Genomic DNA, 13428 nt, shown 5'->3' with positions numbered 1-13428 from the left:
TTTTCAATTTTTCAATCTTCCAATCTTTCAATCAAATCCCCTCCGCCGCTCTCAACGCCACCCTCAAGGCCTCAAGCTTATTTGCTACTTCCTGGAGTTCGGAGGGAATCGAAGACTTGGCTACAACTCCAGCCCCGGCTTGGAACCTGAGTTGATTGTTTTCCGAAACAAAAGATCTTATCAAAATGGCGTGATTGAAATCTCCATTGAATCCGAGGTACCCGATCGCTCCTCCGTAGAATTGTCTGCTGGTATTTTCCAACTCATCGATCAGTTCCATCGCGCGATATTTTGGGGCACCACTGAGGGTTCCAGCAGGAAAGGTGTCCGCCACAAGCTGAAGCGGATTAGCTCCCTCAGGCAGATGCCCTGTCACCTTGGAAACCAAATGGATGACGTGTGAGTAGTATTGAATTTCTTTGAACACATCCACTTCGACACTGTCTGAAGAACGTGAAAGGTCATTTCTGGCCAAGTCGACCAACATCACATGCTCAGAGTTCTCTTTGGGATCGTCAAAGAGTTTTTTGGCCAATTCGGCATCTTCTATATCATTCCCAGTTCTTCGAAAGGTCCCCGCAATCGGGAAAATGGTTGCTTTTCGGTTTTTGACTACAATCTGTGCTTCAGGCGAGCTTCCAAAAACCTTGAAGGAACCGTAGTCAAAATAGAATAAATAAGGTGAAGGATTTACTGATCTCAGCGCGCGATAGACATTGAATTCATCTCCTTTGAAGTCGGTAGTAAACCTGCGGGAAAGCACAATTTGAAAGACATCTCCTCTAAAGCAGTGTTCTCGGCCTTGGTTGAGAATTTTTAGGAATTGCTCATCTGTGTAGTTGGAAACTTCCTCACCGATTTTCTTGAACGAATAGGCCGGAATATTTTTGTTATTCAGCAGAGTTTCGATTTCATCCATGTATTCTGGGTTCTCAGCCCCAGCTACACGATGCTCGAATAAGTGCAATTCATTCTTATAATGATCGACCACGATGATGTTTTGGTACATAGAATACTGCATCATCGGAGTGTCATTTGGCGTAGTATTTTGGAGTTTAATATCTTCAAAATAGGCCAAAGTATCATATTGGATGTAGCCGAAAAGCCCGTTGGTACTGAACTTAAATTTGTCCGGAGTTGGATCAAACTTATTTCCAAATGTCCTCAGACAATCCATCAAGCGCTTTTTCTCACCTACTTCGTATTCCAAAATGTTCCCCGTAGGAAGTTTTTCCTGAACCTTTCCAGCATTGAAGCTAAATGTAGCAAGCGGATTAAAACAGATAAACGAATAGCTATTTTCCTGACCATGATAGTCGGAGCTTTCCAGCAAAATCGGATTGGCAAAACGGTCTCTGATCTGTAAATAAATACTGACCGGGGTGATCGTATCCGCCAAGCGCTTACGGTAGGTAGTCAGAATTGGAAATTTAACGTGGCTCATTCGGGGTTGATTTTTTTATACAAAAAAAGGCTTACCGGGAAATTCCAGTAAGCCTTTTACTATGTTGTTGTTGCACAAATTTTAGGCAACGGCTTTCTGAGCTTTCCTTTGGAAAGATGTAGAATGCCACCACCAGTATTTGTTTGCGATTGTTTTCATAAGAATGGGACAAATTTAGAAAGGGATTACAAAAGACAAAGCAAGTTTTCGTTTTTTTCAAAAAAATCTTTTGAAAGCATCTCTGTTTCATTCCTAAACTAAGTACTTCCTATCAAACTCAAACCAAGTACTCCCCAACCCGTTCAAGAAATTGAACATAATCCTAACAAACCATGAAAAAACTAACACTCCTCTTTTTCAGTATCATTTTCTCGTTTGGGGTAGTAAAAGGTCAGGAATCCGTTTGGGAAACCCCAATGCATGAAGTAAGATTTACTTCGGAGGGAGTGGAAGGAGCGACTCTTAAGGTTGATCCGGGTTTCCGATATGCTGATCTTCGCCAAAATGAAAGGCATTTCCGGATTTTCTTCAATAACAACAATGGTATTATAAAAAATGCCAGAATTATTGATCAAGACTCCAAACTTCAGGTAGCAAGAGGCAGAGGAAGTTATTTTTGGGGAACAGCCCGATTTGAGTTTATTGATGGTGAGGTTTTTAAAGTAAAATTGAAGCGTAACCGAAACGGGTACGATGTTATTGGCCCTTATGGACCATTGTTCATAGTGGAAAATTTTGGGATAAAACCTGTTAAAACTTTAAACGAAAAAGACTTTTTAGCTCAGGCATTTTATGTATTTGACCGGATAAAAAGTAGTCAAAAACCGCCTAGTGAAGTGATCATTCTCACATCCAGAATCGCAACTATTCAATGATTTCTTAACTTCGCAGGAAAAAATGGCCAAACCAATCGCTCATTATTTCAAGCGCATTTTTGACGACTATCAAGTTCTGGTGATGGTCAATCCATCGGATTTTACAGGAATCGAGTTGATTGTGCATCCCGACGGAACGATCGAAAAGACTGAAATGGAGTTTGACGAAGAGATTTTCGAAGACTTGGAAGAAGATGAATTCAAGCCTTGCGGGGCATTGGAATTTCAATTGACCTTGGCAAAAGGATAATAATCGATTCAGTGGATTTAAGAAACTTGTATTGAAATTTTTCTACAACTGAGCAGCGCTATTCAAAAATCCCACCATCCTTCAAATCATAGAAAATCCCGCATTTCAAAGATTAAGAAACGCGGGATAATGATTTGTTTCAAGCCTCTTGCCGACTTATTCCTTTTCAAGCTTTCTGTCAACAAAAAAGCTGACAACAAGCCCCAATCCTCCAAAGATGAATATACTGGCGGGATACGACACATCAGCGTGCATTCCGCCTTGCTCCAAACCGGCACCAACTAGCACACCTATTCCTATCCCAATTGCCAACAGGGCAAGATTAAGTACGATGGAACCTAATCCCCGTTTTTTTCCGGAATTAAACAGACTTGCATCAGCTCCTCTTTCGATAAGCGCAAGTCGCTCTTTATTGCGTGTGGTCAGGTACACATAAGCCACTCCAAAAATAGTGGAGAAAATAATCAGCGGAATCAGGATTTCTTCTTGCATGTAGTTTTTGTTTTGTTTGTCCTTTGGATGCAAGTTGCCTTAGTCAGGTTACAAAAAATTATAAAAAATAAATTGTAACTTTTTTCATCCCAACTCCATCTAATTGATGAATGCGATTTCTGGAAGACCATCATTACATCAAGCTAATCCGACAAGGTGATATGCAGGCCTTTGGTTTGCTGGTGCAAAAACACCAAAACCTGGTCTACACGCTTGCTGTGCGCATGCTCAAAAATCCGGAAGAAGCTCAGGAGGCTGCTCAGGACACATTCGTTAAAATTTATCAATCACTGTCTGGATTTGAGGGTAAGTCTAAGTTTACGACATGGATGTATCGAATAGTCTACAATGAATGCCTCAGTCGACTTCGAAAAGTGAAGCGTAATTTCACTCTAGTTGAAGAGTTGGTCAATAATCCGGAAGAACCCGCGGATTTAATGGGCGGCTTGGAGATTATGCTGTTGAAAGAGCGTGCTGCTTTGGTTAGAAAAGGAATAGAAATGCTCAGTGCATCGGAGGCTGTTGTATTGACACTGTTTTATTTGGAAGATCAATCGATAAAGGAAATTTCAACAATCACAGGAAATTCAGAATCTAATATCAAAGTCCAACTATTCAGAGGTAGAAACCATTTGGGGGTTGCGTTACAAAAATTAACAAACAGTGAATTAATAGGAACAAAATGAAAAAGGAAACGCATGGCGTATCAGATCCGATAAAAAAACTAATTATCGATGCTGGCGTCCAATCTCCCGGGGAAGATTTTCACTTGTCTGTATTAAATAAAATCGAGTCCCTCCAAAAAACCAGTGCAGTTTACCAACCGGTGATCTCCTCCTTAGGTTGGAAGCTGATTCTTGGATTTATCAGTTCGATTTTCGGAGGATCTATATTATTTATTCCTTCCGAAAGGGAATCCCCTTCCTTATTTGACAAACTCCCTTCTGTTAACCTTCCCCTCCCAGATTTAACTTTTTATAATCTCAAAATACCGACTGTCGATTTTAGCCCTCCATTTTTAATAGGAATCATAGCTTTCTTTATCCTTGGATTTATAATGATTGTGGGGACATTAAGAAATAAACAAGTGAGTGTATAAACAAAAAAAGACAGCGAAACGGCTGTCTTTTTTTTGTTTATATCAAACACAATTAGCTCTTCAGCCAGTTGATAAACGTCTGATAGCCAACTCCAATCTCTCTTGCAAATGCAGCCTTAGTCTTTTTGCCTGCAGCTTCTACCTTTTTCCACTCTTCTACAATTTTGTACTTTTCAGAATCAGAAAAAGATCTTCTCTTTCCTGCGCCTCTTGAAGCCGAACTTCCGCTCAGAACACTGATTAGGTCGTTTAATTCATTCACAAATTTTGAGTCTGTCAAAAACAATCCAGCTGCTTCAAGTTTTTTAATTACTTCGTCTTTTGGATTTACAGGAGTGACTGCAAGTCCTCTTGCTGCTGCTTCATGAAGATCAATTTTTTTTCCTTCAGCAGTTACGTAGATAAAACCATCTGTTTTCTTTAGGTCAACAATGGCTTCTTTAATTAGTTCTCTCATTTTTTTCAGGATTTATTTGTGTTCATAAAAATCCCTGCAATATAATAATTGATTTCTATTACATAAATGAAATTACTATTTATTTGTAAAATAAATTTCATGGCGGCATTTGAATTCTAATTCATTGAATAGGTATTTAACCTGTTTTCAATAAGATTCTTTGTTTTGAATTCCTTTGCAAGGAAATTGAAATAGGTTTTTTCGAGCTTTATGTCCACGAATTTTGATTCATAAAGACTCAAATCATTCTTCATCAACAATTTCTCAAGCATTTCATTGAATGTCTCAAAGGATTCCATTAAAAAAAAGACAAAACTCTTCCAAGACTTTAGCATTTCTTCGCTAAACCCATTATTTCCATCATTGAAAAAACCACTTCTATATAGTTCAAGTTCGCAGGAATTTTCCTTACATAGTGATACCAATTGAAACCAATCATTACCATATAGCTGGGCAAGTGGCCAAAAACAAATTAGTTTTTTATTATTCATTACCACGTCTTCGAAGAGTCTGGAGTAAATAATATTGATAACACGGACGTCATCTTCATACTGAGTCCAGTCCAATTCGGCAAATAAATTCTCCGGATCCAATACTACAACATCTTGCTCTTGAATTTTCAATTTAGCCATCCACTCAGGGTTCATCTCGATATGCTGATCCACAAGTATCATACTCTTGTTTCTAGTCTTCATATTGTAAAGTCATTTATGTTTTTTTATCAGACATTGGGAAAGGTTGATTTTTCTCGCGAAACATAATTTTAAAGTGACCTAACATCAGCTTTTTGTTCGGGGAATCAATTTTCCTTTATTTCGATACTATGGTAATGGAGAGGACAACACGAAAAATTCTTTCGACACAAACTGTCACTATTTACTTTTTATCCTTTTGAATACTGAATAATCTAAAAATCATCAAATCTCAAAAATCAGATCAAACTTCCGAAACCAAGTCAGGAAATTTCCCTAATTTTGAATCCCATAAGATTCCAATTAAAACCATCCCTCCTCCATTCTTATGGGTTCATCCACCAAGTACGTTTTTATCACCGGAGGGGTCACCTCATCTCTGGGAAAAGGCATTATTGCTGCTTCATTGGGCAAGTTGCTTCAGTCCAGGGGCTTCAGTGTGACCATCCAAAAATTTGACCCCTACCTCAATATTGATCCGGGCACACTTAATCCCTATGAGCACGGGGAATGTTACGTGACTGATGATGGTGCGGAGACCGATTTGGACTTGGGGCACTACGAGCGATTCCTAAATGTCACCACCTCTCAAAGCAACAATATCACTACTGGCAGAATTTACAACAATGTAATCACGAGGGAGCGAAAAGGTGAATTTCTTGGCAAGACAGTACAGGTGATTCCACATATCACAGACGAAATCAAAAGTAATTTTTACAAACTTGGTGAAGAGGGAAAATATGATGTAGTCATCACAGAGATCGGCGGATGCGTAGGTGATATCGAATCTTTACCATTCATAGAAGCGGTAAGGCAGGCACGTTGGGATTTGGGTCCCAATAACTTTTTGGTCATTCATCTCACGCTTATCCCCTATTTGAAGGCTACCAAGGAATTGAAAACAAAACCCACGCAGCATTCAGTGAAGCAACTTCTCGAGGCGGGTATTCAGCCTGACATATTAGTCTGCAGGACAGAATATCACCTCCCCCTGGATGTGAAGAAAAAATTAGCCCTGTTCTGCAACGTTCAACTAAACAGTGTCATCGAAGCCATGGATGCGGAGTCCATTTATGATGTGCCTCTTTTGATGAAAAAGGAAAAGCTGGATGAACGCGTTATGAGCAAGTTGAAGCTCTCTTCAAAAACCAATACCGATCTTGAAAATTGGAAAGATTTCTTGGGTAGATTGAAAAATCCCACACAGGAAGTTACTATTGGATTGGTCGGGAAATATGTTTCTCTTCCGGATTCTTACAAGTCAATTATCGAATCCTTTACTCATGCCGGAGCGGCTGTGGAGTGTAAAGTCAGTTTGAAACTGATTTCATCCGAAGAAATTCATACGGATAATTTCGAATCAAAACTCGAAGAACTTGATGGAATCCTGGTAGCGCCGGGATTCGGGGAGAGAGGATTCGAAGGAAAGATCGAGACTGTCAGATATGCTCGAGAGCAACAAATTCCATTCTTCGGGATTTGTCTGGGAATGCAGGTTGCAGTGATTGAATTTGGCAGAAATGTACTTGGCCTCCAAGACACCAACTCTACTGAAATGGATTCAAACACATCCCATCCAATGATCGCACTGATGGAAGAACAAAAGAAAATCGACCAAATGGGTGGTACTATGCGATTGGGTTCGTATGCTTGCGACCTCAAAAAAGGAAGTAAGTCCGCACTTGCCTATGGAAAAACCAAGATTCAGGAGCGACACCGTCACCGATATGAATTCAATAACGCTTACCTCGAGCAAGTTGAAAGCAAAGGAATGATCGCTACCGGTAAAAATCCAGATACAGGACTGGTGGAAATCATGGAGCTGAAAAACCATCCTTGGTTTGTTGGTGTTCAGTTTCACCCGGAATATAAAAGTACCGTCTTAAACCCTCACCCGCTGTTTGTGAAATTTATCCAAGCAGCGATAGATAATAAAAAAGTAAAGTAATCGACTTGCACCAAAACTTTTGGTGTGGAACTAACGAAATATGGATAAAAATCAAGCAACTGGTTTAATTCTCTTTGCAGCGGTGATTTTGATCTACTCCTTATTTTTTGCGAGTAGCCCCGAAATTCCGCCTTTAGAGCAAACACCTCAAGAGACTGAAGCGCAGACTTTGGTCAGTCCCAAAGTACCGACAATAGAGGTTCTTCCGGACAGTCTGGTTGATGCTCAGCGAATCTCCAAATATGGAGCTCTTGCATCCCTTACAGTAGGAGAGGAAGAAAATGTGATTCTCGAAAATGACAAGGTGAAAATTACCTTTTCGACAAAAGGTGCGCAAATCAAGGAGGTAATCTTAAAGGAATTCAAAAGCTGGAACATGGAGCCCCTTGCTTTACTGGATGAAAAAAGTTCTACCATGAACTTTTCGCTTGAAAGTACCAAAGGCCCTATTGCCCTTTCTGAACTATACTTCAACTCAAACCTTACTGGAGAAGAACTTGATGGAGTCAAAACTCAAGTCCTGACCCTATCTGCCAAGACAGAGTCGGGCAGTATCATTCAGAAATTCACCCTGTCAGACGGAAGTTTTGAGGTTAAAAAATCGCTTGAAATTGAGCGTTTTCAAGGAGTTTTTTCGGGCAATGCAATAAATTTTACTTGGGAAGACAAGGTAAAAGCTCAGGAAAAAGATCTCTCTGAATCCCGCAGACAAACCCAACTCAATTATTACCTCGCTTCCGAATCCTACGACAACTTGGGAGTAGGGAATGATTCAGAAGAGGAGCAACTAACCGAGCCTGTAAAATGGATAGGTTTTAGCCAGCGATTTTTCACGGCAGGAATTATTGCGGATTCTGTATTTCAAAATGTAAAAGTTGCGCAGTCCACCCCTGCCGACTCTTCTATTGTTCGGATCATGAGTGCTTCATTTGCTATTCCGCTTCAAAATGGAAAAGCAGGCTTGAGCTTTTATTTTGGTCCCGACAAATACAAAACCTTGAAAAAGGTGACTGATGGATTTGAGAAAAATGTGGACATGGGCTACTTTTTTGTTAGCTGGGTCAACAAATACATCGTCGTTCATTTATTTGAATTTCTGGAAAAGTACTTCAATAATTATGGCATTATCATCATCCTGATTGTTTTGATCATCAAGTTGGCCTTATCCCCTTTGACCTACAAGTCATACATTGGAATGGCCAAAATGCGAGTGATTAAGCCGGAAATCGACGAACTTAAAGCGAAATACGGCGATGATGCTACAAAAATGCAGCAAGAACAGATGAAGCTCTTCTCCCAATTGGGAGTAAGTCCAATATCCGGATGCTTACCGCTTTTGCTGCAGATGCCTTTTCTTTTTGCAATGTTCTTCTTTTTCCCAAACGCAGTAGAGCTTCGCCAAGAATCTTTCCTTTGGGCAAATGACTTGTCAACATTTGATGAATTTATCAAGTTGCCGTTTACCATCCCCTTTTATGGTTCACACGTCAGTTTGTTTACGCTCTTGATGACAGTATCTCAGATCGTTTACACACACTTCAACAATCAACTGACTACTGTAACCGGGCCTATGAAGAATTTGGGCTACATCATGCCGGTAATGTTTATGTTTATTCTAAACTCCTACCCTGCAGGTCTTAGCTTCTATTACTTTGTGTCCAACGTTGTGACTTTTGGACAGCAGGCATTGATTAAGCTTTTTGTAGACGATGCGAAAATCAGAGCAAAAGTAGAAGAGAGCAAGGTCAAAAACGTCAATAAAAAGAAATCCAAGTTTCAACAAAAACTGGAAGACGCGATGAAAGCAGCAGATTCAAACCGAAAAAAGTAAATTTAAGAGGAGCTCGAAACAGCTCCTTTTTTAATGCATGGGGCCATGTGGCTAAAAAACTCAAAATCTCAGTCTGAGTTGAAAATGAATGATTTAACCTAATTTCACAAGGATTCCTCTCCAAAAAAGCAAAATCTTCCACAGGAAACGACCTTAATTTGATTAATATTGAGTCAAAATACCCTCTAACTTAACCATGGGAAAAATAATTGCTATAGCCAATCAAAAAGGCGGAGTGGGAAAAACCACCACTGCAATGAACCTTGCAGCCAGCTTGGCTGTCTTGGAGTTTAAGACCCTGGTCATCGATGCTGATCCCCAAGCCAATACCACCTCCGGATTGGGTCACGACCCCAAATCAATAGAAGCCAGCATTTACGAGTGTATGGTGGATGGCGTCAATGTCAAAGAAATTATTCGCAAGACATCGCTTGACAATCTTGACCTGGTCCCATCTCATATCGACTTAGTTGGTGCCGAAGTGGAAATGATCAATTTGGAAAACCGAGAGGAAAAGATGAAAGAGGTGATTTCATCGCTTCGGGAGCTTTATGACTTTATCATCATTGATTGCTCACCGTCATTGGGGTTGATCACTATCAATGCACTGACAGCCGCTAATTCCATCATTATTCCCGTACAGTGCGAATACTTTGCATTGGAAGGGCTGGGGAAATTGCTCAATACCATCAAAATCATTCAAACTCGGCTTAATCCTGACTTGGAAATTGAGGGTATTCTACTTACCATGTATGACGTTCGCCTTCGACTTTCAAACCAAGTGGTAGAGGAAGTTAGATTCCATTTCAAAAACATGGTTTTTGACACAATTATTCCACGAAACGTTCGTCTTTCTGAATCACCAAGCTTTGGTTTACCGGTAATATCCTTTGACGCAGATGGAAAAGGATCGATTGCTTACTTGAATCTGGCAGGAGAAATCGCTAAAAAAAATGGTCACCAACAAGTGGCTGATTAATTATGTCAGAAAACAAGCCCAATCGAAAGAACGCATTAGGAAGAGGTCTGGGAGCACTGTTGGAAGACAGCCCTGCCAAGCATAAATTCAACGAAATTCTTCCTGAAATCGCTAAAACAGGAATTTTTGAAATCCCTCTTGAAGAGATTCAGGTCAATCCTTACCAGCCAAGAGTCCATTTTGACAAAGCTGCACTTCAGGAACTTGCAGATTCCATTTTGGTTCAGGGGATAATTCAACCAATTACTGTTAGAAAACTTGCTCCAAATGAGTACCAACTGATCTCTGGAGAGCGTAGATTTCAGGCCTCTAAAATCGCAGGCTTAACTCAAATACCTGCCTACGTCAGGACAGCAAATGACCAGCAAATGCTGGAAATGGCGCTGATCGAAAACATTCAGCGAGAAAACCTGAATGCCATGGAAATTGCCAATTCATACCAAAGGTTATTGGTAGAGTGCAGTCTCAAGCAAGAGGAACTCGGTGATCGGGTCGGGAAAAACAGAACGACTGTAAACAATTACCTAAGACTTTTAAAACTCCCCCCTACTATTCAGGCAGCAATTCGCGATCAACAACTCTCCATGGGGCATGCCCGTGCATTGATCAACATCGAAGATGTGGACAAGCAACTGGCCATTTTCAAGAAAGCTGTCGAAGAAGAACTGAGTGTGCGAAGCGTTGAAGCGCTCGTCAAAGCCCTCAATGCAAGTAAAGAAGAGAAAGAAAAAAACACAAAGAGCATGGATCCGGTTCGTAAATATGAAATGAACAAAATCCAGCAACGTTTGGCTTCTCATTTCGGAACTAAGGTAGCCTTGAAAACGGATGAGAAAAACCGGGGAGAAATTAAAATACCTTTCAATTCGGTAAGTGACCTCAACAGAATTCTGGAAATTCTAGAAATCATCTAAAATTGACCCATTTCCTTTTCCATACCGGATCAAAAAACAAAACCCCATGGATTTCCCTTGGGATTTTGCTCTTGGCTTTTTTTATTTCTGTCCCCTCTTTTTCCCAAAATCAATCAGAGGACAAAGTCACTGAGAACCAACCAAGGGGGAAGGAAGATAAACCCGTTTTTTCGACCCTGCCTAAAAACCCAAGAAAAGCAACACTGCTCTCTGCAATTTTGCCTGGGGCAGGCCAGGTATATAACAACAAAGCATGGAAAGTACCCCTGATATATGCCGGCTTCATGACAAACATTTATTTTATAGGCTTCAATAATAAGCGCTACCAAACATTTAGGACAGCACTATTTGCTTTCGATGAGGGGGATAAAAGCCAGTTTCCTTCCCTCAATCGGGAAGCATTGGTGAGAAACGTTGACTATTGGAGACAAAATCGGGATATGACAATTCTGCTGTTGGCTGCCATCTACGCACTAAATTTGATTGATGCCAATGTGGATGCCCACTTGTCAGGATTCGATATTTCCGACGACATTTCCATGAAAATTGAACCAAATGTGGGTACTTTCGCAGCCTCTGGCAATTCGCTGGGCTTAACTCTGAAATTTCAATTCAAATAATGGACATTTTAATTCTCGGATATGGTAAAATGGGGAAAATCATCAGTGAGATCGCTGAAACCCGCGGCCACCGTATTTCCGGCAAAATAAACATAGACAATCGGGACGAACTCAATTCGCTTGATCCCTCAAAAATTGACGTTGCCATCGAGTTCAGTCAACCTGAGGCGGCAGTTGAAAATATCAGCTGGGCGATGACACGTGGAATTCCCGTGGTGTCAGGTACTACCGGCTGGCTTGACAGAAAATCGGAAATTGAAATCTTAACTGCTAAACATAATGGATCGTTTTTTTATGCGTCCAATTATAGCATCGGAGTCAATATTTTTTTCAAAGTCAATGAGTTTCTGGCAAAGCTGATGAATGAAATAAGTGGCTATCAGGCATCTCTGGAAGAAATTCATCATACCGAAAAAAAGGATGCCCCATCGGGAACAGCTATAACTCTTGCAGAGGGTATTATCCGAAATGTAAACAATTTAAATAGTTGGCATCTGAACGGACAATCGCCCGAAAGTGAACATTCGCTACCGATTACTGCAAAGCGCATTGACCCTGCTCCAGGCACCCATATTATTCGCTATAGCTCTGAAATTGACCAAATTGAAATCACCCATACTGCTCACAGCAGACAGGGCTTTGCCCTTGGCGCAATTTTGGTGGCTGAGTGGATTCTAGGCAAAAAAGGAGTACTTTCTATGGATGATTTTCTATCTTTCTGAACCTAACATTAGCACATGAGTCAATCTAAAATCAAAAAATCAGCAACCAGGGAATGGCTGGATGCGTTGGTTTTTGCCGTTGTAGCTGCCAGCTTAATCCGTTGGCTTTTACTTGAGCCTTTTACTATCCCCACTGCTTCTATGGAAAAATCACTTCTGGTAGGTGATTTCCTTTTTGTAAGTAAAATGCATTATGGAACGCGAATCCCCAAAACTCCGCTACAGGTGCCTTTAACTCACCAAAAAATATGGGGAACCGAAATCCAATCCTATTCTGACGCTATCCAGATACCTTATTTACGGCTTCCGGGCTTCAGTGATATTGAAAGAAACGATGTGGTAGTCTTTAATTTCCCTATTGAATTTCAATATCCAAGTGATCTAAAAACCAACTATATCAAGCGGGCAGTAGGCATCTCTGGGGATATTATAGAAGTTAAGCAGGGAGAATTAATAGTGAATGGAGCCGTAGCCCCCAAACCGGAGGAAATGCAATATTCCTACGATTTAATCGCTAACAGGCCTTTGACGGTAGATTTCTTCGCTGATTATGATATCAATCAGGAGAGTTTCTTGTCCTTTACCAACGGGGTGGGCTACATGGTTTTTGGGACAGATCAAATGATGGAAAGACTTCGAACCTCACCTGTCGTAGTTTCAATCACCAAGCGCATCGAGGGTCCAGGAGTCAACGATATCAGGATTTTCCCTGCAAATTCAAATTATGGTTGGAATGCAGACAACTTCGGCCCCTTACAGATTCCAGCCAAGGATTGGACTATCGAAATGACTCCTGACAACGTGATGCGTTATGGATTTACCATAGAAAAATACGAAAGCCATAAAAACGTGGAAATCCGGGATGCCGCACTTTTTATCGATGGACAAAAGGTGGACAATTATACGTTCAAACAGAATTATTATTTTATGATGGGAGACAATCGCCATGATTCATTGGATTCCAGATTTTGGGGATTTGTTCCTGAAGACCACGTAGTAGGCAAGGCTTGGTTTCTTTGGTTATCACTCGACAAATACGAATCCATGTTCAACAAAATCCGCTGGAGCCGATTCTTCAAAAGCATTGAATAACTGAAAATCCCCG

The 13428-nt window shown here is 40.6% G+C and carries 15 protein-coding genes; 11 read left to right on the top strand and 4 right to left on the bottom strand.

Annotation, left to right across the window (positions count from 1 at the left end):
* Positions 1 to 31: 31 nt before the first annotated feature.
* Positions 32 to 1444, bottom strand: coding sequence for an anthranilate synthase component I family protein (locus BLQ81_RS10925; protein ID WP_092729991.1), 1413 nt, complete (start codon positions 1442 to 1444; stop codon positions 32 to 34).
* Positions 1445 to 1776: 332 nt separating this feature from the next.
* On the opposite strand from BLQ81_RS10925, the gene BLQ81_RS10920 reads away from it, so the two are divergent.
* Both BLQ81_RS10920 and BLQ81_RS10915 read left to right on the top strand, forming a co-directional pair.
* Entirely contained in the window at positions 1777 to 2319 is a 543-nt protein-coding gene (locus tag BLQ81_RS10920; protein WP_092729990.1) for a hypothetical protein, read from the top strand.
* A 22-nt stretch (positions 2320 to 2341) separates the two neighbouring features.
* Positions 2342 to 2569, top strand: a complete 228-nt coding sequence (locus BLQ81_RS10915) for a hypothetical protein (protein ID WP_092729989.1) — start codon at positions 2342 to 2344, stop codon at positions 2567 to 2569.
* Positions 2570 to 2725: 156 nt separating this feature from the next.
* On the opposite strand, the gene BLQ81_RS10910 is transcribed toward BLQ81_RS10915, so the two are convergent.
* Positions 2726 to 3061 carry a DUF6249 domain-containing protein gene (locus tag BLQ81_RS10910; protein ID WP_092730015.1) on the bottom strand — a complete coding sequence of 112 codons (336 nt, stop codon included), beginning with the start codon at positions 3059 to 3061 and terminating at the stop codon, positions 2726 to 2728.
* A gap of 110 nt (positions 3062 to 3171) precedes the next feature.
* On the opposite strand from BLQ81_RS10910, the gene BLQ81_RS10905 reads away from it, so the two are divergent.
* A complete protein-coding gene (locus BLQ81_RS10905; protein ID WP_092729988.1) occupies positions 3172 to 3747 on the top strand; it encodes an RNA polymerase sigma factor in 576 nt (191 codons plus the stop codon).
* A complete protein-coding gene (locus BLQ81_RS10900) occupies positions 3744 to 4160 on the top strand; it encodes a hypothetical protein (RefSeq protein ID WP_092729987.1) in 417 nt (138 codons plus the stop codon). The genes BLQ81_RS10905 and BLQ81_RS10900 overlap by 4 nt, the downstream gene beginning before the upstream one ends.
* A 52-nt stretch (positions 4161 to 4212) precedes the next feature.
* Here BLQ81_RS10900 and BLQ81_RS10895 read toward each other — a convergent pair whose 3' ends face one another.
* Together BLQ81_RS10895 and BLQ81_RS10890 are read right to left on the bottom strand one after the other, a co-directional pair.
* Positions 4213 to 4617 carry a hypothetical protein gene (locus tag BLQ81_RS10895; RefSeq protein ID WP_092729986.1) on the bottom strand — a complete coding sequence of 135 codons (405 nt, stop codon included), beginning with the start codon at positions 4615 to 4617 and terminating at the stop codon, positions 4213 to 4215.
* 116 nt (positions 4618 to 4733) lie between these two features.
* Positions 4734 to 5312, bottom strand: coding sequence for a hypothetical protein (locus BLQ81_RS10890; RefSeq protein WP_139183615.1), 579 nt, complete (start codon positions 5310 to 5312; stop codon positions 4734 to 4736).
* A gap of 325 nt (positions 5313 to 5637) precedes the next feature.
* Here BLQ81_RS10890 and BLQ81_RS10885 point away from each other — a divergent pair, with 325 nt between their 5' ends.
* From BLQ81_RS10885 to lepB, 7 genes are all read left to right on the top strand, one after another.
* Complete coding sequence (locus BLQ81_RS10885; RefSeq protein ID WP_092729984.1) at positions 5638 to 7257, top strand: CTP synthase; 1620 nt, start codon at positions 5638 to 5640, stop codon at positions 7255 to 7257.
* A 40-nt stretch (positions 7258 to 7297) separates the two neighbouring features.
* The gene (gene yidC, locus BLQ81_RS10880; RefSeq protein ID WP_092729983.1) at positions 7298 to 9088 is read left to right on the top strand and encodes a membrane protein insertase YidC; all 1791 of its coding nucleotides are present in this window, start codon (positions 7298 to 7300) and stop codon (positions 9086 to 9088) included.
* Positions 9089 to 9284: 196 nt separating this feature from the next.
* Positions 9285 to 10067: a ParA family protein gene (locus BLQ81_RS10875; protein WP_092729982.1), complete on the top strand. Its 783-nt coding sequence runs from the start codon at positions 9285 to 9287 to the stop codon at positions 10065 to 10067.
* A gap of 2 nt (positions 10068 to 10069) precedes the next feature.
* Positions 10070 to 10981, top strand: coding sequence for a ParB/RepB/Spo0J family partition protein (locus BLQ81_RS10870; protein ID WP_092729981.1), 912 nt, complete (start codon positions 10070 to 10072; stop codon positions 10979 to 10981).
* A gap of 2 nt (positions 10982 to 10983) precedes the next feature.
* Positions 10984 to 11601, top strand: coding sequence for a DUF5683 domain-containing protein (locus tag BLQ81_RS10865; protein WP_245693239.1), 618 nt, complete (start codon positions 10984 to 10986; stop codon positions 11599 to 11601).
* Positions 11601 to 12323: a 4-hydroxy-tetrahydrodipicolinate reductase gene (gene dapB / locus BLQ81_RS10860; protein ID WP_092729980.1), complete on the top strand. Its 723-nt coding sequence runs from the start codon at positions 11601 to 11603 to the stop codon at positions 12321 to 12323. Before BLQ81_RS10865 ends, dapB begins: the two co-directional genes overlap by 1 nt.
* Positions 12324 to 12338: 15 nt before the next feature.
* Complete coding sequence (gene lepB, locus BLQ81_RS10855; RefSeq protein ID WP_092729979.1) at positions 12339 to 13415, top strand: signal peptidase I; 1077 nt, start codon at positions 12339 to 12341, stop codon at positions 13413 to 13415.
* The last annotated feature ends 13 nt before the right edge of the window (positions 13416 to 13428 follow it).

The sequence above is a fragment of the Algoriphagus alkaliphilus genome, from assembly GCF_900103735.1.
Taxonomy (GTDB): domain Bacteria; phylum Bacteroidota; class Bacteroidia; order Cytophagales; family Cyclobacteriaceae; genus Algoriphagus; species Algoriphagus alkaliphilus.
Note: the sequence above shows the minus strand (reverse complement) of the source record. Positions and strands in the feature narration are given on the sequence as shown.

Excerpts from the sequence above, each read along its gene's own strand:
- BLQ81_RS10925 (WP_092729991.1), bottom strand. The coding sequence starts at position 1,444 with ATGAGCCACGTTAAATTTCCAATTCTGACTACCTACCGTAAGCGCTTG.
- BLQ81_RS10920 (WP_092729990.1), top strand. The coding sequence starts at position 1,777 with ATGAAAAAACTAACACTCCTCTTTTTCAGTATCATTTTCTCGTTTGGG.
- BLQ81_RS10915 (WP_092729989.1), top strand. The coding sequence starts at position 2,342 with ATGGCCAAACCAATCGCTCATTATTTCAAGCGCATTTTTGACGACTAT.
- BLQ81_RS10910 (WP_092730015.1), bottom strand. The coding sequence starts at position 3,061 with ATGCAAGAAGAAATCCTGATTCCGCTGATTATTTTCTCCACTATTTTT.
- BLQ81_RS10905 (WP_092729988.1), top strand. The coding sequence starts at position 3,172 with ATGCGATTTCTGGAAGACCATCATTACATCAAGCTAATCCGACAAGGT.
- BLQ81_RS10900 (WP_092729987.1), top strand. The coding sequence starts at position 3,744 with ATGAAAAAGGAAACGCATGGCGTATCAGATCCGATAAAAAAACTAATT.
- BLQ81_RS10895 (WP_092729986.1), bottom strand. The coding sequence starts at position 4,617 with ATGAGAGAACTAATTAAAGAAGCCATTGTTGACCTAAAGAAAACAGAT.
- BLQ81_RS10890 (WP_139183615.1), bottom strand. The coding sequence starts at position 5,312 with ATGAAGACTAGAAACAAGAGTATGATACTTGTGGATCAGCATATCGAG.
- BLQ81_RS10885 (WP_092729984.1), top strand. The coding sequence starts at position 5,638 with ATGGGTTCATCCACCAAGTACGTTTTTATCACCGGAGGGGTCACCTCA.
- yidC (WP_092729983.1), top strand. The coding sequence starts at position 7,298 with ATGGATAAAAATCAAGCAACTGGTTTAATTCTCTTTGCAGCGGTGATT.
- BLQ81_RS10875 (WP_092729982.1), top strand. The coding sequence starts at position 9,285 with ATGGGAAAAATAATTGCTATAGCCAATCAAAAAGGCGGAGTGGGAAAA.
- BLQ81_RS10870 (WP_092729981.1), top strand. The coding sequence starts at position 10,070 with ATGTCAGAAAACAAGCCCAATCGAAAGAACGCATTAGGAAGAGGTCTG.
- dapB (WP_092729980.1), top strand. The coding sequence starts at position 11,601 with ATGGACATTTTAATTCTCGGATATGGTAAAATGGGGAAAATCATCAGT.
- lepB (WP_092729979.1), top strand. The coding sequence starts at position 12,339 with ATGAGTCAATCTAAAATCAAAAAATCAGCAACCAGGGAATGGCTGGAT.